At 60.3% G+C, this 19,668-nt stretch carries 18 protein-coding genes and 1 tRNA gene; 11 read left to right on the top strand and 8 right to left on the bottom strand.

The genetic code is table 11. The annotated features are described in order from the left end of the window. Positions 1-116 precede the first annotated feature (116 nt). From ESZ53_RS02485 to ESZ53_RS02470, 4 genes are all read left to right on the top strand, one after another. Positions 117-1,280 (top strand): GAF domain-containing protein, encoded by a 1,164-nt coding sequence (locus ESZ53_RS02485; protein WP_129071390.1) that lies wholly within the window; start codon positions 117-119, stop codon positions 1,278-1,280. A gap of 225 nt (positions 1,281-1,505) precedes the next feature. Beyond that, positions 1,506-2,081, top strand: coding sequence for a DarT ssDNA thymidine ADP-ribosyltransferase family protein (locus ESZ53_RS02480; RefSeq protein WP_168187176.1), 576 nt, complete (start codon positions 1,506-1,508; stop codon positions 2,079-2,081). Positions 2,082-2,102: 21 nt separating this feature from the next. Then, positions 2,103-3,422, top strand: coding sequence for a GNAT family N-acetyltransferase (locus ESZ53_RS02475; RefSeq protein WP_129071388.1), 1,320 nt, complete (start codon positions 2,103-2,105; stop codon positions 3,420-3,422). A 79-nt stretch (positions 3,423-3,501) separates the two neighbouring features. Continuing rightward, complete coding sequence (locus ESZ53_RS02470) at positions 3,502-4,800, top strand: M18 family aminopeptidase (protein ID WP_129071387.1); 1,299 nt, start codon at positions 3,502-3,504, stop codon at positions 4,798-4,800. A 71-nt stretch (positions 4,801-4,871) separates the two neighbouring features. On the opposite strand, the gene ESZ53_RS02465 is transcribed toward ESZ53_RS02470, so the two are convergent. Then, the gene (locus ESZ53_RS02465; RefSeq protein WP_129071386.1) at positions 4,872-5,393 is read right to left on the bottom strand and encodes an RNase H family protein; all 522 of its coding nucleotides are present in this window, start codon (positions 5,391-5,393) and stop codon (positions 4,872-4,874) included. 123 nt (positions 5,394-5,516) lie between these two features. Here ESZ53_RS02465 and ESZ53_RS02460 point away from each other — a divergent pair, with 123 nt between their 5' ends. Both ESZ53_RS02460 and ESZ53_RS02455 read left to right on the top strand, forming a co-directional pair. Next, on the top strand, positions 5,517-6,290 hold the full coding sequence (locus ESZ53_RS02460; protein ID WP_129071385.1) for an ABC transporter ATP-binding protein: 774 nt from the start codon (positions 5,517-5,519) through the stop codon (positions 6,288-6,290). Continuing rightward, positions 6,272-7,843 carry a transporter gene (locus tag ESZ53_RS02455; RefSeq protein ID WP_129071384.1) on the top strand — a complete coding sequence of 524 codons (1,572 nt, stop codon included), beginning with the start codon at positions 6,272-6,274 and terminating at the stop codon, positions 7,841-7,843. The genes ESZ53_RS02460 and ESZ53_RS02455 overlap by 19 nt, the downstream gene beginning before the upstream one ends. A 34-nt stretch (positions 7,844-7,877) precedes the next feature. Here the strand turns inward: ESZ53_RS02455 and ESZ53_RS02450 are convergent, their stop codons facing one another. Beyond that, complete coding sequence (locus ESZ53_RS02450; RefSeq protein WP_129071383.1) at positions 7,878-8,162, bottom strand: GNAT family N-acetyltransferase; 285 nt, start codon at positions 8,160-8,162, stop codon at positions 7,878-7,880. Between the two features lie 11 nt (positions 8,163-8,173). After that, a complete protein-coding gene (locus tag ESZ53_RS02445) occupies positions 8,174-8,659 on the bottom strand; it encodes a glutathione peroxidase (protein ID WP_129071382.1) in 486 nt (161 codons plus the stop codon). Between the two features lie 121 nt (positions 8,660-8,780). Between ESZ53_RS02445 and ESZ53_RS02440 the strand changes: the two genes are divergently transcribed. The 3 genes from ESZ53_RS02440 to ESZ53_RS02430 all read left to right on the top strand — a co-directional run bounded on the left by ESZ53_RS02440 (position 8,781) and on the right by ESZ53_RS02430 (position 11,848). After that, entirely contained in the window at positions 8,781-9,719 is a 939-nt protein-coding gene (locus ESZ53_RS02440; RefSeq protein ID WP_129071381.1) for a DnaJ domain-containing protein, read from the top strand. Positions 9,720-9,812: 93 nt separating this feature from the next. Next, a complete protein-coding gene (locus tag ESZ53_RS02435; RefSeq protein WP_129071380.1) occupies positions 9,813-11,090 on the top strand; it encodes an APC family permease in 1,278 nt (425 codons plus the stop codon). A 38-nt stretch (positions 11,091-11,128) separates the two neighbouring features. Beyond that, complete coding sequence (locus ESZ53_RS02430; RefSeq protein ID WP_129073464.1) at positions 11,129-11,848, top strand: endonuclease/exonuclease/phosphatase family protein; 720 nt, start codon at positions 11,129-11,131, stop codon at positions 11,846-11,848. Between the two features lie 64 nt (positions 11,849-11,912). On the opposite strand, the gene ESZ53_RS02425 is transcribed toward ESZ53_RS02430, so the two are convergent. From ESZ53_RS02425 to ESZ53_RS02410, 4 genes are all read right to left on the bottom strand, one after another. Further along, complete coding sequence (locus tag ESZ53_RS02425; protein ID WP_129071379.1) at positions 11,913-13,430, bottom strand: SulP family inorganic anion transporter; 1,518 nt, start codon at positions 13,428-13,430, stop codon at positions 11,913-11,915. Positions 13,431-13,674: 244 nt separating this feature from the next. After that, positions 13,675-15,375 (bottom strand): AarF/ABC1/UbiB kinase family protein, encoded by a 1,701-nt coding sequence (locus ESZ53_RS02420; protein ID WP_129071378.1) that lies wholly within the window; start codon positions 15,373-15,375, stop codon positions 13,675-13,677. Between the two features lie 36 nt (positions 15,376-15,411). Next, positions 15,412-15,978: a PadR family transcriptional regulator gene (locus ESZ53_RS02415; protein WP_129071377.1), complete on the bottom strand. Its 567-nt coding sequence runs from the start codon at positions 15,976-15,978 to the stop codon at positions 15,412-15,414. Positions 15,979-16,230: 252 nt separating this feature from the next. Further along, positions 16,231-16,314, bottom strand: a tRNA-Leu gene (locus ESZ53_RS02410). Positions 16,315-16,466: 152 nt separating this feature from the next. Here ESZ53_RS02410 and ESZ53_RS02405 point away from each other — a divergent pair. Then, positions 16,467-17,798, top strand: a complete 1,332-nt coding sequence (locus tag ESZ53_RS02405) for a M20/M25/M40 family metallo-hydrolase (RefSeq protein WP_129071376.1) — start codon at positions 16,467-16,469, stop codon at positions 17,796-17,798. A 24-nt stretch (positions 17,799-17,822) separates the two neighbouring features. Next, positions 17,823-18,674: an undecaprenyl-diphosphate phosphatase gene (locus tag ESZ53_RS02400; RefSeq protein WP_129071375.1), complete on the top strand. Its 852-nt coding sequence runs from the start codon at positions 17,823-17,825 to the stop codon at positions 18,672-18,674. A 51-nt stretch (positions 18,675-18,725) separates the two neighbouring features. Here the strand turns inward: ESZ53_RS02400 and ESZ53_RS02395 are convergent, their stop codons facing one another. Further along, positions 18,726-19,661, bottom strand: a complete 936-nt coding sequence (locus ESZ53_RS02395) for a proteasome assembly chaperone family protein (protein WP_129071374.1) — start codon at positions 19,659-19,661, stop codon at positions 18,726-18,728. Positions 19,662-19,668 lie beyond the last annotated feature (7 nt).

Genomic DNA, 19,668 nt, shown 5'->3' with positions numbered 1-19,668 from the left:
TTTTTCCTCAGTCTTGCTGGTACTGAAAAGTATTCAACTCTATACTGAGCAGCCTAGAGTGCCCGTGTCTGGGGATTCAGGTGGGGACTCGATTGTTTCGTAGCTATGCTGCGCTATTGGCGTGGCCGATAATCACACTGTGGCTCGCGGTTTATCCGCAACGTTGGCGGGCGCTCATTGCGCCGAGCGACAATCCGCGCGCCGAATCGATTGGCCCAGACCCCGACAAAGTGCTGCTCGTGGGCCCCGGAAAATCCTCCGGTCTCGGAGTGCATACTCATGAGCTCGGTCTTGGGGGCCATCTAGCCCGCGAGCTATCGGCGCTAACGCGCCGGGGGTGCAGCGTCGATATCGTCTCAGATCCGACCATGTCTAACGCCGACGTTGGCGTCGTCATTAACTGGGCACGTTTGAATCGCTACGATGCACTCGTGCTGACCCTCGGTGGTGGCGAAGTTCTTCATTTTCGTTCGCTCTTCGGTTGGCGCCGCGCGGTCACAACCCTGCTCGACACCATCAGAGATTCCGGCGGTGGTGCTCTCCACACTTCGATCTTGGGCATCGCTCCCATCGATGGGTTTGTCTCGCTGCCCTCGCCACTTGTGGCAGTTATCAACCGCAACATCCAGAACCTGAACGACATTAGCGAGCAACTGTGTGCCGCTCGCGCCAGCGTCACTTTCGTTGCCGCGACCGTAAGAGAAGGCACGACTGAGGTTCTTCTTGACAGCCCGACCTACGCGCACTGGGCTCGAGAGGTCGCACCAGCCGTGGCTGCGCAACTCACTCGCGTTGCGCTGCCACCGGCTTCGATCCCTTCAACTGCAACGCCTCTCGCTGTACTCGACAACACGACTCTCACCACGACAGCAGTCTCGAACTCGTTGACCACGATCACACAATCCGCGCGAGTGCTTTTTGACACGACGGGAGCGGCGGTTACTTTCCATGATCAAGAAGCGCACTGGTTCACCTCCATATCTGGAGTAGGGGATATGCGACGCGAAGAGGCAGGCGCCTTCTGTAGCCGCGCTTTCACTACGCGCGGTCTCGTAGTGCTGGAAAACACACTGAAAGACGAGCGTTTCGCCGATCATCCCTGGGTGGTGCGAGGACCGCGTATCCGTTTCTACGCTGGCTTTCCCATTACCAATCCCCACGGCGACATCGTTGGAGCTATCTGCGTCTTCGATACCGAACCACGACGCTTCGACCTCAGCCATGAAACTCTTCTTCGAGAACTCGCTCGACGTGCAGAGTCGGCAATACAGCGTCGATAATTGCCGTACCTTGGATACGGAGGTCATTTCTGAACTCCGAGAGAGGACCCTATGTCTGGCACCGAGTGTATCCACGGCTTCGAAAATGGCCTGTGCGATTCCTGCTTCCCTAAAGCAGTCCCTGTCAAGCCTGTAACGCGCGCCAGCAGCCCTTCTCGTTCTAAGCGAGTTCCCGGTACGCCTCGGGCCTCCAGTGCGAAGGTCCCTTCACTCTCTGATCAGCGCGTGTACCACGTCACTCACATCAGCAATCTCGAGAGCATTCTCCGAGAAGGCCAGCTCGTTGCCGCGGCCTCGATCGAAGACGCAATCCTTGACATCAGTTCTCCACTCACTCGTGAGCTTCGAGAGTCTGCAGCGCTGACCACCGGCGAGCCCGTCAACCGCTATGTTCCCTTCAGCCTCGTGCCAGAATCCACGTCGTGGCGTGAACTGCGCGCCGGGGCCGTCGAGCCTCGTTGGTCGGATGCCGCCCGCACCGCTACCCCCACGGATTTCGTCTTTCTCGTGAGCACCGTTCGCGCTCTCGGCGAAGACGCTGTGTTAGCTGACGGCGATGCCGCAGCCAGCCTCACCCGCTTTGCAACCGATGAAACCGCAATCACGCGCATGCTCGGCAACCTTCGGGCTGACGAACTTACCGACGATGCCGAAGTGCTCATCCATGGCTCGTTCGCGTTCGACGATGTTCAGCTCGTGGGCGTGGCGAGCGACAAGGCTCGCGAGCGTGTTAAGGCGTTGCTGGATGGCGCTTCGTTTAAGACCAAGGTGGCCGTTTATCCGCCATGGTTCATTCAGTAAAGTTCGCGATATCGTTGGTGCATGACCAACGACTTTGCTCACCATCCTGTTGATCTCACTTCGGCCGCTTCTCTCGCCGCAAGTGGGTTTCAGTACGATCTCGTAGACACCTCCGATCGAGCTGCCTTCGAGGCATGGTTCCAAGCTGACTCTCGCGGTTTTCACGGTCCAGCGATGTCGAAGGAGCAGGTCGACTCGGCTTTTGCTGGTGTCACCTATCGGCGCACCGTTGGTGTCTGGGATAAACAGCTGGTTGCTCCGGAGGTGCCGGTCGCCACGGTGAGCTCGTGGACAGAACAGGTCACTGTCCCCGGTAGTCGCAGCATCGACGCGTGGGCAATCAGCTCAGTGACGGTGTCGCCCACTCACCGCCGTCGCGGTATCGCCCGTGCTCTACTCGAGGGCGAGCTGCGTTCAGCGGTCGACATGGGCCTGCCGATGGCAACGCTCACAGTCTCAGAATCCACGATTTACGGCCGTTTCGGTTTCGGTCAGGCAGTCTTCGCGGCCGACCTCACGATCGACACGACACGCGCTGCTATTCCGGTACGCGAGCGTCGCGGCGTGCTTCAACATGTTGCACCATCGGTGTTCGTTGCCGAAGCCCCTACGGTCTTCGAGCGCGTTCGGCTCTCTCACCCCGGCCAGATCAAACCGTGGCCACTTCTGTGGGAGCGGATCGCTGGAACTGCGCCCGGCGAAGAGGACTACACCAAGCACACTCGCGTAGTGCGCTTTGACGATGAAGATGGCACTCCGCGCGGATTCGTCGTGTACCGCGTCGCTGGCGGCGGCCTCGATTTCTCGAACCACAAGCTCACGGTTGACTACTTGCTCGCCGAAACGCCGGAAGCGTACGAAGCACTCTGGCGCTATGTGCTTGAAGTCGATCTCGTCCGTGAGGTTAAGGCTGAGTTGCGCTCGGTCGATGAACCCCTGCTCTGGATGCTCTCCGACATGCGTTCTGCGCGCGTGTCGCCCATTGATCATCTGTGGCTTCGCATCCTCGACGTCCCGGCCTCGCTGAACGCCCGCACGTATTCCAGCGCCGGCCAGATCGGTTTCGAGGTCAGCGACGAGCTTGGTTTCGCGAACGGTCGTTTCGTGCTCGAAACCGATGATGCGGGGATGCCGACCGTCCGCGCTGTAGAAGATCTTCCAGAGGGTATGCCAGCAGTGTCGTTATCAGTGAACGAGCTCAGCTCGCTATATCTCGGGGGAGTATCCGTGTCGTCGTTGATTACTGGCGGCCATGTCGTTGAGCTCACACCGGGTGCTGGCGCTGTTGTCGCGCGCATTTTTCACTCTGCAACGACTCCGTGGTTGAGCGTCTGGTTCTAACCGCTCTCGACGTGTGCCGGCGGGGCGCTGACGACCGCCCCGGCGGGAAAGGGGCTGCGAGTGGTGCGACAATAGTCGCATGACTGCTGCCCTGGAACATGTCCACGATCTTGCCTCTTTTGTCGCCGCTTCCCCCTCGTCATTTCATGCGGTAGCCGAAGCTGCTCGGCGATTGCGAGACGCTGGTTTCACGGAGCTTCATGAAGCTGATGACTGGAACGGTTCGCGCACTCGCAAGGCCGCCAAGTACTTCGTTATCCGGGATGGCGCGATCGCAGCGTGGGTTCAGCCGACAAAAGCGGTCGGCACTACGCCTTTTCGTATCCTCGGCGCTCACACTGACTCCCCAAGTTTTAAACTCAAGCCGAAGCCTACGACGGGGTCAGAAGGCGTGCTTCAGGCCGGCGTGGAGATTTACGGTGGGCCATTGCTCAACTCGTGGCTGGACCGCGAGCTCGAATTCGCGGGGCGAGTCACGTTCCGTGATGGCAGCACTGAACTGGTGCGCACCGGGCCGCTCTTGCGCTTCCCGCAGTTGGCCATTCACTTGGACCGCGGCGTCAACGACAAACTCACCCTCAAGCGCCAGGCGCACATGAACCCGATGTTTGGCCTCGGCGAACGCGACGACGCTGACGTGCTCGGCCACCTCGCATCCATTCTCTCGTCCAAAGCCACGAACCGCTCGGCGGAAGACATCGACGGCTATGACATTGTGGTCGCCGACACTGCCGCTGCCGCCGTCTTCGGCCTCGACGACGCCCTCTTCGCCTCTGGCCGGCTCGACAACCTGTCGTCGGTGCACGCGGGACTCGTCGCGCTGCTCGAGCTCGACACGAAGCTCGACCACATCCCCTTGTTCGTTGCTTTCGATCACGAAGAGATCGGCTCGGCGTCACGCTCGGGCGCCGGCGGGCCGTTCCTCGCCGACCTGATCGCGCGCATTAGCGCCGGTTTGGGCGGTTCTGAAACTGATCGGATGCGCGCCGTCGCCGGCTCATGGTGTTTGTCGTCTGACGCAGGCCACGCTGCGCACCCGAACTATCCCGAGCGCCATGATCCCGCCAACCGTCCGAGACTCGGCGGGGGGCCGCTACTCAAGATCAACGCCAACCAGCGTTATGCCACCGACGGCCTCGGCGCCGCTGAGTGGGCTCGCGCCTGCCGGCAAGCGGGAGTCGATTATCAGGAGTTCGTCTCTAACAACGACATGCCCTGTGGCTCGACGATCGGCCCGATCACGGCAACTCGCCTGGGCATCCGCACCATCGATGTGGGATTGCCGTTGCTCTCCATGCATTCAGCACGCGAGCTGTGCGGCGTTGCTGACCCGATAGCGCTGAGCCGCGCAATCGCCGCGTTCTTCGCTCCGGAATAGGCCACGAGCTAGGCGACCGGGTCGTCTGGCTCGGTTCTGCCGCGGGCACTCGCCCGCGGCAGCACCGCAACCTAAAACAGCGGAGCGATCTCGTCTGTTGCGCCGGGCAGACTCGCATCCGTCGCCGAAGCACCGGGGTAACCGGGACCGACGGGACATACCGCTTTGCGCTGAAAAGCTTCGGCAGCTCCTCGGGCGCGTACATCTGCTGCTTCATTGAGGGGATGACCCACGTGGCCTCGCACCCACTCGAAGCGATAGCGACGGCCAATGATTGCTTCATCGATCTGCTTGATCAGATCGACATTCATCACGGGCTTGCCGTCGCCCTTGCGCCATCCCTTTTTCTTCCAGCCGGGCATCCACTTCGTTACCGAGTTGATGACGTATTGGCTATCGCACAAGATGAGCAGGTCATCGTCGATATGAGCCGTCGCGCGAAAAAGCTGGAGCACCGCCATGAGCTCGCCCTGATTGTTGGTGGCGTGATCCCAGCCACCGGCAGCCCACGTATTGTCGTCGACATACCAGGCCCAGCCGGCAGGACCCGGGTTGCCGAGCGCGGAGCCGTCAGCAGCAGCAGTAATCGTCATGACACCCTTTCGAGAAGCTTGCGACGTCAGAAAACTGCGTCCCCTCGACTCTAGTTGCTGGTTATCGTCCGAGATTGTGCGGCGATTGCTTCACTGAGCGTCGTTCGGTTTTAGGGTAGACCTGTGCCCGAAAACCCGACTCATCTCCCCGCGCTCGAAATCATCGGACTTACTAAACGGTTTGGCGAGAAAGTTGCCGTCAACTCCGTCGATCTCAGCGTGCCGCGCGGTTCATTTTTTGGCCTCGTCGGCCCCAACGGTGCGGGGAAGACGACCACCTTATCGATGGCCACGGGACTTCTTCGGCCGGATCAAGGGTCAATCGCCGTTCACGGCCTCGACGTGTGGAGCAATCTCGTCGAAGCCAAGAAGAGAATTGGCGTGTTGAGCGACGGCGTTCGGCTTTTTGATCGTCTCACCGGGCTGCAGCTCGTTACCTACGCTGGACTATTGAGCGGGATGGAGCGCTCAGTCGTTGCTGAGCGCGCCGCTGACCTTCTCGAGCTGTTCGACCTCGACGCCGTGAGCGGAACGCTCGTTGTCGACTACTCGGCGGGCATGACGAAGAAAATTGCTTTAGCTTGCGCCCTGATTCACGCCCCTCAGCTGCTCGTGCTCGACGAACCTTTCGAATCGGTCGACCCGGTCTCCGGCGCCAACATCCGCGACATCTTGAATGGGTTTGTTGAATCGGGAGGCACTGTGATCGTCTCGAGCCACGCGATGGACCTCGTGCAACGTATGTGCGACCACGTCGCAGTTATTGCAGATGGCCGCGTGCTGGCATCGGGAACGACCGATGAAGTGCGCGGGTCGTCGACTCTCGAGGATCGCTTCGTGGAACTTGTCGGTGGCCGCCGCCAGGGAAAGGGCCCGGAATGGTTGCGCATCTCGTAAGGCTGCGCTTTCGCCTTCTCGCCAATGCGCTGACTCGCAGCCCGTGGCAAGCAGTAGCCGTCATTCTCGGTACCTTCTATGGCTTGTTCACACTGCTGCTGGCTGTGGTCGGCCTTGTGTTTCTCAGCTCGGCTCCCGCAGACCTTGGCAGAACTGTCACGGTAATCGGCGGCGCGATTCTTATCCTCGGCTGGACATTCCTACCGCTATTAAGTTCGGGAATTGATGAGACTGTCGAGCCAGCGAAGCTCGCGACATTCCCCATCCCCGTCACGACGCTGCTCATTGCCCTTGCCGCAAGCGGCGTGCTCGGTGTGCCAGGGATCATCACAACGCTGGCAGCCTTTGCAACGAGTCTGGTGTGGTGGCAGACGCCGATGATCGCACTGGTTGCAGTTTTCTGCGGTGCGATCGGAGCACTGACCTGCGTCGTAGGATCACGGATGCTCGCGGCGCTGACCGTGCGTATTTCGTCGGGGCGTCGAGCGCGCGAGGCTAAGACTGTGCTCGTGCTGATTCCCCTGCTGTTGCTCGGTCCTGCCGTTTTTGCTCTTTCTCGACTCTTCCGAGATCTGAGAGAGATTCTGCCCGTCATTTCTGATGTCATCGCCTGGACGCCGTTTGGCGCGATCTGGGCGGTTCCCGGCGATCTCGCAACAGGACATCCCGGAGCCGCTGCGCTCCACGCGCTCATCGGTCTCGCAACTCTGGTCGCTGCTACCGGGGTGTGGCGGTGGGCGCTTGATCGTTCGCTTGAGCGACCCGCTGGGGCGACCACAACCGCCCCCTCTTCACGAGGGTTGGGTTTGTTCGCGGTATTTTCCGGCACACCCACCGGTGCAGTCGCTGCACGCTCGCTCACTTATTGGCTGCGCGATCCACGCTACGCTCAGTCGCTCATCAGCATCCCGCTTGTTCCCGCGATCGTTTTCTTCTATTCGGGCACTAGTGGGGATCTGACCGGGCTACTCTTCGTCGGGCCGATTGTTGCGGTGTTGCTCGGCATGTCGATCTACACAGACGTGTCGTACGACAACACCGCCTTCAGCCTGCACCTTCAGACGGCAGTGAGCGGTCGAGCTGATCGATGGGGGCGAGTTATCGCGGTCAGCGTGTTCGCGGTTCCCACGACGATCATCTTGACAGTGGCCAGCGTTTGGATCAGCGATAGCGGCGATCGGCTGGTCGGCATGCTCGGAATCTCACTGGGGTTACTCATCACCGGGCTCGCACTGTCGTCTCTCGTGTCCGGACGATTCGCATTCTCGGTCCCTGCCCCTGGCGATAATCCGTTCAAGTCTCGCCCCGGTGGTGGTTTTACCCTCATGCTGTCGATGTTTGCATCGTGGACCGCGTTGGCTGTTCTCGCTCTGCCCGAGATGGTGATCGCCATCATCGGCTTTGCAACCTTCAACGAGACTCTCGGTTGGGTTGCACTGGCGGTCGGACTGGCGCTAAGCACCGCACTACTGGTTGTAGGTGTTCGCGTCGGCGGAAGAATTCTCGACGAACGCGGCCCGGAACTACTCGTTCAACTGCAACGCCAGAAATAGCGGATGCGGGGATGCCGCATTCCCGAGCTCGGAGCTAGCGGGTCAGAAGCTCAGCGCGCTCCGGGTTGCGATCGAACCACTCGGCAACGTACCAGCACATCGGCACGATCTTCAGCGACGTCGTGGACTCGACGTCGTCGACGGCAAACTTCATGAGCTGGGCGGCATACCCTTTCCCGCGATGTGCGGGCTGAGTGTACGTGTGGTTGAACGAAATGGCGGTGTCGCTCGTGCGGTAGTCCGCGACTGCGACAAGCAACCCGTCGACGTTCATGACGTAACGGTCGGCATCCTTCTCGTGAATAAAGTCTGTAGCCATAACTCTCTAGCCTAGGCGGGAAGAGCAGCTTCGATTGCACCGACAATAGCTGGATCATCCGGAACGACCGTCGGGCGAAAACGCTTTACCTCGTCGCCGGGCGTGACCAAGAATTTCTCGAAGTTCCAGGACACGCGACCCGCTTTACCGCCGCCGTCAGCAGTTTTCTTCAGCTCGGCGTACAGGGGGTGAGCGGACTTGCCATTGAGCTTGACCTTCTCGAACATCGGGAACGTCACACCCCACGTCATTGTGCAGTATTCCTTGATGGCATCTTCAGAGCCGAGCTCTTGCAAGAACTGGTTACTGGGAAATCCCAGAACGGTGAAGCCGCGGTCACCATAAGTCTTCTGGAGCTGTTCGAGTTGCTCATACTGCGGCGAGAGGCCGCAGCGTGATGCCACGTTGACGATGAGCACCACTTTGTCTTGATACTCGGCCAGCGTCGTTTCACTGCCGTCGATAGTGGTGAGGGGAATATTTCGGAGGTCGGTCACGCTTTAAAACTACGCCCGCAGTCTGAACGCCCGCCCACGACATCCCGAAGGTTGCCAGCGGCGTTCGCTAAAGTAGGAGTTTCCTTACTGCCGCTTCGAGCGGTACACCGAGAGTGAGTTCATGCCTGATAGCCCCATGTCAGCGAGTGCGTATGACGTACTTGGTGTTCAGGCATCGGCGACCGAAGCCGAGCTCAAGAAGGCCTTCCGTCGCGCGCTTCGTGAAACGCATCCCGACACTGGGGGAGACCCGACGCGGTTTGCTGCAGTTCAGGACGCTTGGGATCGCGTCGGAACCCCCGAGAAGCGACGCCACTACGATGCTGGGGCACGCTCACGCACGCATAGCTCCACGGCCGCGTCCTCACCTTTTTCGGCGCGACCGTCTACCGCAGGGCGCGAAGATTCCCGTCCGCGCGCACGTACGCACGGTCATCCCGGTGGATGGCGTCGCGAACGTTTTCTCGACAGTATGCGTGAGTGGGTAGGCCGTGGCGTTGCTCTCGATGACCCCTACGACCCCGCCCTTGTTCGCAGCGCTCCTCGTGAAATTCGCCGCACCCTCGCGGACGCGCTGGCGGAGGAAGCCACTGCTCGCACGGTGAGCGATCTCGGCATTGGCTACACGATTTGGCACGATGTTTCGACTGGACCGCCCGAGCGCAAGCTCGATCACATTGTGCTGGGCCCTACCGGCCTGTTCGCGATGCTCTCGGAAGATTTCGGCGGCGACGTAAAGGTGCGCCGCGGCGAACTCATCGGACCCGCCGTGGCGCCAGAAAAACCTATGCACGAGCTTGCCGCACGCGCGAAGTCAATTAGCCGACAATTGAAAGTCAATTTCACCTGCTACGTCATTGTCGTGCCCGATGATGCGCTCGCTCAGCCTCAGATTTCACTAGGAACAGTGAAGGGGCAACCCGCCGTTGTCGTGCGTCAGAGTGTGCTGGCGCACCTGCTCCGCACCGGCCCCGAGCTGGGCCGCGGGCGCGACATCGGTGGTAACGAACTCTTTGATGTGCGCACGAGACTCACCAGCGGCATCCGCTTCGTCGAGTAGCGATCCTCCGGTTCACCCCGCAGCCGCTCGAGGTTCATCTTTCTCGGTCGCTGCCGCCCTCTCGTCGTTTACCGCGGAGAGTAGGGTGAGCACGTGACGACCACCGCCCCGCTGGCACGACGGCTCAGCGTCTTCGACGCGACCGTGATCGGAATAGGGTCGATGGTCGGCGCCGGCGTGTTCGCAGCCTTTGCTCCGGCCGCTCTCGCTGCAGGCTCGGGATTACTCATCGGGCTCGCGATCGCGGCGCTAGTGGCGTGGCTCAACGCCTCAGCGAGTGCGCAACTCGCGGCGGTGTATCCGTTCGCCGGTGGCACGTATGTTTACGGGCGCGAACGTCTAGGGCCCTGGTGGGGTTTCTTCGCAGGCTGGTCGTTCGTCGTTGGTAAAACGGCGAGCTGTGCGGCCATGGCGTTGATCTGTGCCGCGTACATCGCGCCCGCGGGCTTCGAGAAGCTCGTCGCAGTTCTAGCGGTCGTTGTCGTGACCGTCGTCAACCTGAGCGGGATAAGCCGCACCGCGGCAGCGACCAAGGTGATCGTCATGATCGTCGTCGCCGTTCTGATCGGCGTCATGGTGCTGGCCCTGGTAGCCGCCAATTCCTCGACGACCTGGTTAGCCGTGCAGACGGAACCCGCGGCGCCGAACGCCTATGGGATCCTGCAATCGGCAGGCATCCTCTTTTTCGCATTCGCGGGCTATGCGCGCATCGCCACTCTGGGGGAGGAAGTGCGCGATCCCCAGCGTTCCATCCCGCGCGCCATTATGGGGGCCCTCGCTATTGCAGTGGTTCTCTATGCGGCGATCGGAGCAACCCTTCTGACAGTTCTCGGTCCTCACGAGCTCGGAATGTCTCGGGCCCCTATAAGCGATCTACTTTCTGCGGCAGGTTGGGGCGACGCATCGCCGCTCGTAGCGGGCACGGCCGCCCTCGCCTCGCTGGGAGCGCTACTCGCGCTGATGGCCGGGATCGGACGCACCACGCTTGCCATGGCGCGCACACGAGACTTGCCGCGGTGGCTGGATGCCGTGCATCCGAGATTCTCGGTGCCTCATCGTGCAGAACTCGTCGTTGCAGCGCTGGTTATCGTCATCGTTCTGATCGCCGACGTGCGTGGGGCAATCGCTTTCTCATCATTCGGAGTGTTGCTGTATTACTTCGTGGCAAATGTCGCTGCATTTACCCAACCGGCGGCGCAGCGACGGGTACCACGCGCCGTGAACATCGTGGGCGCGACAGCATGTTTATTGCTGGTTGCCACCGTTCCGCCCGTCGGAATCATCGTCGGAGTCATTGTTGTGGCGACGGGGATTCCTGTACGTTTGCTTTCTCATCGCCAGTCTCGGCCAGTTTTCACCCGTGGAACATAGGCTGGTTTTCTCTTAAGAAAGAGGGTTATCGGTTCGTGATTCGCGCAATTAGTTACAACCTCCGCAAGCACAAGGCGGCGTCAGAGCTCGATGCTCTCGCTCAAACCCCCGACCTAGACGTGCTGTGTCTCCAAGAAGCCATCTCGTCGCAGCTGCCTGAAGAAATCGGCAACCTGCACTTGGCTGACTCTACGAAGAACAACCGGCTGGGGCTCGCGGTTTATTACCGTCGAGATCGCTATGAACACCGCAAGAGCCAGGCGTTCGAACTCAAGAAGTCACTTCACGATCGAGTATTTACCCCCACGACGGAACGCCTTGTCGGCTCTCAACTCGTCGATCGCGAAAACGGCAAAGAACTCGTGGTCGCGTCCTTTCATGCCGCGCCGCTGACGGCCCTGAACTCGCTCCGCCGCAATCAGATCAAGGCTGCCCACGGCATGCTCACAGAGCTGGGAGCGGGGGCGCCGATGCTGATGCTCGGCGACTACAACTATCCGCTCTTCAAAGATGGGCTCACGCAGCGCGTCAATAAGACGGGCTACGACCTCTCGCTGAGCGACAGCACGACCTATACCAATTACAAATTCTTTCGTGGCCACTTCGACTTTGTGACGTCACAAGGCTTCACTATCGAAGGCGTCGAGACACTGCCACGCGGTTCATCAGACCATTTGCCGATTTTGGTGACCGCGTCCTACGGCTCCACGAATACGCACAAGTCCACGGTGTCACCCGCCGAAACCTTCTCTAACTAACGAAGAGGGGCGCAGCGAAAGCTGCGCCCCTCTTCGTTGGCATGGGCCTGTGGCCTGATCAGAGCTAGCCTTCGCCTCCGAGGTTGCCCGCCAGACGCTCGTGCATGTACTGGCTGGCTTCGTTCATACCAATCAGCACCACGCGCTTTTCTAGCCGCTCGTATTTCGTGGTAATCGCATCGAGCGCGGCCACCGTCGAGGCGTCCCAGATGTGTGAGTTTGACATGTCGATGATCACGCGGTCGGGGTCGTCCGTGTATTCGAACTGGGTGGTGAGGTCGTTGCTCGAGGCAAAGAAGAGTTCACCGTTAACGCGGTAGTACGCGGTCGGCACTGCTTCGTCTTCAGGGAGCGTGCGCTCCACAGTGGCGAAGTGCGCCACACGACGCGCGAAGGCCACCATGGCTACGACAACGCCGACGAGTACGCCGATAGCGAGGTTCTCGGTAGCGACGACAACAATCACGGTCGCGACCATCACGGTCGTTTCGCTCTTGGGCATGCGCTTGAGGGTGGACCAGCTGACGCTGTGCCAGTTGAAGGTCGAGACGGCCACGATGACCATCACGGCTACGAGGGCAGCCATGGGGATAATCGCGACGATATCCCCGAGAACTACGACGAGGATGAGCAGGAAGACGCCCGCGAGGAAAGTCGAAATTCGTGTGCGAGCGCCCGATGCCTTCACGTTGATCATCGTCTGGCCGATCATTGCGCACCCACCCATTCCGCCGAAGAGGCCGGAGAGTACGTTGGCAACACCTTGGCCCCAGGCTTCGCGGGTTTTGCGCGAATGAGTGTCGGTGATGTCGTCGACTAGCTTGGCCGTCAGCAACGATTCAAGGAGACCGACGAGGGCCATCGCGATGGCGAAGGGGCCAATGATCTGTAGCGTTTCCCAGGTCAACGGCACATTCGGGATGAACAGCTCAGGCAAACTGCGGGGGAGTTCGCCCTGATCACCGACGGTAGGTACCGCGATGGCGAACGTCACGGTGACAACGGTCAAGAGCACGATGGCAACGAGAGGCGCGGGAATCACCTTGGTGAAACGTGGCATCACCACCATGATGACGAGACCAACGGCAACCAGCGGGTACACCATCCACGGCACGTCGATGAGATGCTCTAGCTGGGCCATAAAGATCAGGATGGCGAGCGAGTTAACGAAGCCCAACATCACGCTACGGGGGATGAATCGCATGAGCTTTGCGACACCCAGTACGCCCAGCAAGATTTGAAGCAGCCCGCCCAAGATCACGGTGGCGATGAGGTAGTCCATGCCGAACTCGCGGGCTACTGGGGCCACTACAAGAGCGATGGCTCCCGTGGCGGCGGTGATCATGGCCGGACGACCGCCGAGGAACGCGATGGAGATGGCCATCACGAACGAGGAGAACAAGCCAACCCGGGGGTCGACTCCGGCGATGATCGAGAAAGAGATTGCCTCGGGGATCAGCGCAAGGGCGACGACGAGGCCGGCGAGAACTTCACGGGTCAGGATGCGGGGAGTTCGCAGCGCCGTCATGACGGACGGTTCCGCCCGATAACGGTCGGCACGGTTTGCTTGCGTGATGGCCATGAGGTTCTCCAACTAGAGGAGCCGCAGAAATACGCGACTGACGATGTAATGTGAGCCGCGCACCTGGTTATCCGGCACGGCTAAACGCCAGCAACACTGCCGACTACGAGTCGGCTGTTATCCGACTAGACAAGGGTGGTTGGCAGCACGAAAGCGCAAACCTTTTCCCACGATAGCCGATCACACAGATTCATGGGCTACTCCCAGCCTGAGCGAAGCGCTGGCGAACAACATCCAATCGACGTTAGAACAGGCGGTTTCGATTGAGCACTCCCGCAAAGAGAGCGTGGGCCAGCGGTAGCGCGGAGCCAATCATCAGAACTAGCCCGAGCGTGGGGTCCGTGCTTCGCAGCAAGATGCCTCCAAGCAGCAGCGCCGTGAATAAGACCGCCGACAGCACCCGGCGCACGAGCTGTTCAATCGCTCGCAGTCGCTTATCGGCGCTGGGAGTCTCGACGGCAAGTTGCCCGCGCTGCATGAGCGTCGCGACACTCTCGAGCTGTTGCGGCAGCCTAAGAAGTAGGCCGGCTGAGGAGAGGGCTTGCTTCGCGAACTCCCGTACGGTGCCGCCGCCCTCGTCTCGGGCCAAACGCGCCGCGAAGGGCTCGATGGCCGTCCACACGTTGTAACCCGGGTTGAGATCGCTTGCAACGCCGGACGTCACCGAGATAGCCCGGATGATCAGCAAGAAGTTTTCCGGCAGCTGGAAAGGCATGGTGCGCACGACTTCGCTGAACTCATTGCCAAAGGTTCGAAACTCTTGAGGGTCGACCTGTTGCAACTCGGTGAAGCCCATTCCTCCGAAACGATCAAACAGTTCACCCATCGCGCGCTCGAGAGGCGCCGTCTCTGCCGTGCGTAGCAAGATTCCCATGTCTCGCACGCTCGCGACCAGCCCCGGGGCATCTCGCGCTGCCGCCGCGATGATGAGACGTTGAAGGCCGCGGCTGAGGTTTTCTGGAACCTCACCCATCATCCCGAAATCAATGAACGTGAGCGTCCACTCGGGCGTCGACGAATCGGCGCGCTGGGGATCGGCCGGTGTCACAAAGATATTGCCCGGATGGGGATCAGCGTGAAAGAACCGGTGCATGAAGAGCTGTTCAAACATGGCCCGCGATAACTCATCGGCGACTTCTGCCGGGTCGATCCCTGCCGCACGCAGACGTTCGTGATCGTTGATCTTGATCGCGGTCGCATCAGCGAGGGTCAGGATGCGGCGGGTTGAACGCTCCCACACCACTTCAGGCGCCTCTACTCGCGCATCATCGGCGAAGTTCTCGGCGAAACGTTCCGCGTTACTGCCTTCGTTGAGGTAGTCGATCTCGCGCAGACTAATGATGGCGAACTCTTCGAGGAGCGCCGGTAGATCGACGCGACTTGACACAAAGCGAACGCGGCTGAGCCACGCGGCAACGCGACGCAGCGCGGCAAGATCGACTTCGATGATGTCCGCAATGCCGGGGCGTTGCACCTTCACGACGACATCTGCGAAGCCGACGTCACTCGCCTCGGCACCCGTCAGTCGAGCACGGTGTACCTGGCCGAAGGATGCCGCAGCTACGGGAACGGGATCGAAGTGGGCGAAGGCGCGTCCGAGCGGGATGCCGAGCTCGCGCTCAGCGCTCTCCTTGATGAGTTGAAAATCGACCGCGGGTACTTCGTCCTGAAGCCCCTCGAGTTCACGAGTAATTTCACCCGGCAGCACGTCGAGGCGCGACGACATAAACTGCCCCACCTTGATCATGAGACCGCCGAGATCGACAGCCAGCCCGTGAAAATTGCGGGCGATGTGAGCGGCACGAGCTAAACGGCGTCGGGCGGCGATTCTCTCGAGCCCGAAGCGCGGAAGCACGAGCTCGAACCACCACTCGAGAACCATGTACCGGGCAGCGAAGCGCAGAATCCGCCGATAGCGGGCGCGCAGCTGTCGGGTGTCGGTCATTGAATCTCCCTTGAGCCGACGGTGCGGCGGATGCGATCAGTCCTGGGCGAGAATTGCGTATAGCTTACGTCTCGCATCATCGATGATCGCGATGGCGTCGTCGATTTGCTCCGGGGTGCCAGTACGCATGATGGGCACAACGGCTTCAGCCAGTTTGGCCGCCGAGCGGGGCAAAGCAGTTGGCCGCGTTGTCTCGTGGCTGTCCGAGTCTTTCCACGGAGCAGGACGCGCAGCTTGGGCCTCTTCGTGCCCCTTTTCGGTGAGGGTGTAGGTCTTTTTGCCTTCAGCCTCATGAGCCTCAATCAAGCCCTCGTCAGCCAACAGCTGAAGCGTCGGATAGACGGAGCCCGGGCTGGGCTTCCAGGAGCCCTTACTGCGCTTGTCAATCTCGCGGATGATCTGGTAGCCGTGCATTGATTCTTCGGCAAGCAGAGAGAGGATGGCGACGCGCACGTCTCCACGCCCCATGCGCGGAGTTACCCGGCGCTCGAATTCTGATCGCACGTTGTCTAGTGCGTCCCACAGGCCTTGGCCCGCGGTGTCAAAAGCGTCAGAAAAGGAGCGGCGCGAGTTGTGGCCGCTGGTTCCGAATGAATTGTTCATGCTGATCCTCCTGTCGGTGGATGCGGGGCACACGTGGCCCTGCCGATAGTTAACGATACATCGTTGACTATCTCCAACCCGAGGATCCCAGCGAACTGGCAGACACAGAGGCCGCAAGCTGGCGGCGAGGAACCCACCCTCACCCGCTGAGGAGAGCGACTAACGCCTTAAACAAGTAAAGGCCGGCAATCAGATTTATCTGATTGCCGGCCTTTACTTTTCCTACTGATTCGGAGTCCGAATCATTCGCTGTGCGCGAAGGGGGACTTGAACCCCCACGCCTTTACAGGCACTAGCACCTCAAGCTAGCGCGTCTACCAATTCCGCCATCCGCGCGCATCTGCGACGCTCTAGGAGCACCGCCGAGATAAGAGAATAGCACCCTTTTTGAGTACCAAAACACACATCGCTTCCACGACCCCGATGACGCCCTTTTTGCCCTGCCGTGGCATGCAGATTTTTGCTGGCGAGACGGCTAGCGTGGCCTTATGACTTCTGAGCCAGAACTTGAGCGCACCGCGCGCATCGCGCAAGATCTCATCCGATTCGATACTTCCAACTACGGGGAGGGTCGATCGAACGGCGAAACGGTAGCCGCCGAATATTTGGGCGCGCTGCTCGAAGACATGGGTCTCACTACCCAATACTTCAATGCTGCTGAGGGGCGCACCACGGTGATCGCCAAGGTAGAGGGAAGCTACGAGACTGAGTCGTCAGCCCCTCACGCCGCCGAGCGCCCCGGCTTGATTCTGCACGGCCACACCGATGTGGTGCCCGCAGATCCCAAGAACTGGTCCGTTGACCCTTTCGGGGGAGTCATTCAAGACGGCCTTCTGTGGGGCCGTGGCGCGGTCGACATGAAGAACATGGATGCCATGATCGTCACTGCCCTCGGCGACATTCTGGGAGCCGGCAAGCGCCCCGCTCGCGACCTCACGATCGCCTTCTTCGCCGACGAAGAAAACGGCGGCGAATATGGTTCCCACTTCATGGTCCAGAAGCACCCTGAAGTTTTTGCGGGCGCGACAGAAGCCATCAGTGAAGTCGGCGGCTATTCGGTCGATCTCCAAGGTCAGCGCGCTTATCTCCTCCAGACAGGAGAAAAGGCGCTCATGTGGATCAAGCTGACCGCGCGCGGCATGGCTGCTCACGGTTCGCGGGTGATCAGCGACAACGCGGTCACCAAGCTCGCCGAAGCAATCGCGATCATTGGCCGACAGGAATGGCCTGTTCGCCTCACCGACACCACGACGCTCCTTATCTCTGAGCTATCGCGGATTCTGAACATTGATCCCGAAGAGGTCGGCCCCGACCAGCTCATCCTCGCGACCGGCACGGCCTCCGGCTTCTTGCAGGCCACGTTGCGCACGACCAGCAACCCCACGCTGCTGAATGCTGGCTACAAGCACAACGTGATTCCCGACGTTGCGGAAGCGCTCGTCGACATCCGCACGCTTCCTGGCGAGGAGGATGAGGTGCTTGCCCAGGTGCGCGCGCTGCTGCCCGCTGAGATCGAGATCGAGATGATGCACCGCGACATCGGGCTCGAGACAAGTTTCGACGGCCCTCTGGTCGACGCGATGGTCGCCAGCTTGGGAGTCTTCGACCCTGGAGCCCCAGTGCTGCCGTATTTGATGTCGGGTGGCACCGACAACAAAGCACTCAAGCTGCTCGACATCACGGGCTACGGTTTCGCGCCCCTCCAGCTGCCGCCGGAAATCGACTTCCCGGGGATGTTCCACGGAGTTGATGAGCGGGTGCCGCTAGACGCACTAGTCTTTGGCAGGCAGGTCTTGGGAGACCTGCTTCTCAAGTACTAGTTTTCACCTGATCGGGAGCGTTCCATGGGTTTTATCGAGGCCATTATTCTCGGGCTTGTTCAGGGCCTCACGGAGTTTCTTCCGATCTCATCGAGCGCCCATTTGCGCATCATGGGCGAGTTTCTGCCCTCGGCGAGTGACCCCGGAGCAACCTTCACGGCGATCACCCAGTTGGGTACCGAGCTCGCCGTCATCCTCTACTTTCGCAAAGATATCGCGCGCATCTTGAGCCGATGGTTTCAGCAGTTTCAGAAGCCCCACGGCTCCCACGGCGAGAAGATCGACAAGAATCATCCGGATGTCCGACTCGGGTGGCTTGTCATCATCGGCACACTACCGATCGTGCTGGTGGGCTACTTCGCCCAGGAGTACATCCGTTCAACGTTCCGCTCGCTCTGGCTTGTTGCCACAGTATTGATCGTGTTCGGCATCATCTTAGGAATCGCGGACTACCTCGGAAAACGAACTCGAGCGCTCGAGGATATGACCTACGGTCACGGCATTACCATCGGGCTCGCCCAGATGCTCGCGCTCGTTCCGGGAGTGTCACGCTCAGGATCCACGATGACAGCGGGCCTGGCCCTCGGTTACACGCGGCCAGCGGCAGCTCGGTTCGGATTCCTTCTGGCCATTCCGGCGGTGTTCGGCAGCGGACTGTACGAACTCGTGCATAGCTTCGGTGAGCCCGCTCAGGTATTCACCTATGCCGAAACCGCAGTTGCCACGGTGATCGCATTCGTTGTCGGCTACGTCGTGATTGCGGCCCTCATGCGCTACATCGAAAAGCGGTCATTCTTGCCGTTCGTGATCTACCGCGTCGTGCTCGGCGTCACGCTTTTCGTGCTGTTGTCACTGGGCGTTATTCAGCCCGTCTAGTCACAGACGCAGCAAGTCTGGCCGGTTCAGGCGCAGAACGCTCGCGCCGCGTTAGTCCTTGCCTCGCCACGGTTCATCGCCAGCGGCACCCTGATCGGGCTTATCGTCACCACGGCGAAGATACTTCTCGAACTCCTGAGCGATCGCTTCGCCGCTCGCCTCGGGCGAGTCAACGGTGTCGCGCGCTTTCTCGAGCTGCTCGATGTAAGAAGTCATGTCTTCGTCTTCGCCCGCAAGAGCATCGATGCCGGTTTCCCAGTCTGCTGCCTCGCTCACGAGTTCTCCGCGGGGGATGACAACATCCACGATTTCTTCCAGCTTGTCGATGAGTGCAAGCGTGGCCTTAGGAGAAGGCGCGTTGTGCACGTAGTGCGGTACGGACGCCCAGATCGACATCGTGCTGATGCCACTAGCCTCCGCCGCCTGACCCAATATCGACAGTATGCCGACCGGCCCTTCGTAGGTGCTGCGCTCAATCCCCAGAGCCGTGCGAACGGCAGTGTTCTCGCTCGAGGTGAATACAGAAATTGGCCGAGTGTGTGGCACATCGGCAAGCATGGCGCCGAGAAAGACGATCGAGGTGATTCCGTTATCAACAACAGTTTCAAGCACGTCGCGCGCGAAAGCTTTCCACGAGCGCGACGGTTCGGTGCCGAGCAAGAGGTAGATGTTCGACTGGTTGTTGGCGCTCAACTGCAGTTCTGCATCCGCTGCGATGCTTTCCGGTCGCCCAGCGTTGGGCCGTGTCGGGCCATACATGGTGACTGAGGGCCACGTCAGAACACGGTCGCCGTCGTCGTCGTAGGAAAGTACGGGGCGGTTGAACTGGTAATCGAAATACTCTTCGGGGTCGACTTCAGAGATGGGATAAACGTCGAGCTGTTCTTTGAGCGATCGCACTGCGCCGCTGGCAGCTTCTCCGGCGTCATTCCACCCCTCGAAGGCAACGACGAGGAGCCGTCCGTTCGCAAATGGGGTGATAGTCACAGGTCTC

Source organism: Salinibacterium sp. UTAS2018 (assembly GCF_004118935.1).
Lineage (GTDB): Bacteria > Actinomycetota > Actinomycetes > Actinomycetales > Microbacteriaceae > Rhodoglobus.
This window is presented reverse-complemented; position numbering and strand designations above follow the sequence as displayed.

Coding starts and splice junctions, on each gene's coding strand:
- ESZ53_RS02475 (WP_129071388.1), top strand. CDS start 2,103: ATGACCAACGACTTTGCTCACCATCCTGTTGATCTCACTTCGGCCGCT.
- ESZ53_RS02470 (WP_129071387.1), top strand. CDS start 3,502: ATGACTGCTGCCCTGGAACATGTCCACGATCTTGCCTCTTTTGTCGCC.
- ESZ53_RS02465 (WP_129071386.1), bottom strand. CDS start 5,393: ATGACGATTACTGCTGCTGCTGACGGCTCCGCGCTCGGCAACCCGGGT.
- ESZ53_RS02455 (WP_129071384.1), top strand. CDS start 6,272: ATGGTTGCGCATCTCGTAAGGCTGCGCTTTCGCCTTCTCGCCAATGCG.
- ESZ53_RS02450 (WP_129071383.1), bottom strand. CDS start 8,162: ATGGCTACAGACTTTATTCACGAGAAGGATGCCGACCGTTACGTCATG.
- ESZ53_RS02440 (WP_129071381.1), top strand. CDS start 8,781: ATGCCTGATAGCCCCATGTCAGCGAGTGCGTATGACGTACTTGGTGTT.
- ESZ53_RS02425 (WP_129071379.1), bottom strand. CDS start 13,430: ATGGCCATCACGCAAGCAAACCGTGCCGACCGTTATCGGGCGGAACCG.
- ESZ53_RS02420 (WP_129071378.1), bottom strand. CDS start 15,375: ATGACCGACACCCGACAGCTGCGCGCCCGCTATCGGCGGATTCTGCGC.
- ESZ53_RS02415 (WP_129071377.1), bottom strand. CDS start 15,978: ATGAACAATTCATTCGGAACCAGCGGCCACAACTCGCGCCGCTCCTTT.
- ESZ53_RS02405 (WP_129071376.1), top strand. CDS start 16,467: ATGACTTCTGAGCCAGAACTTGAGCGCACCGCGCGCATCGCGCAAGAT.
- ESZ53_RS02400 (WP_129071375.1), top strand. CDS start 17,823: ATGGGTTTTATCGAGGCCATTATTCTCGGGCTTGTTCAGGGCCTCACG.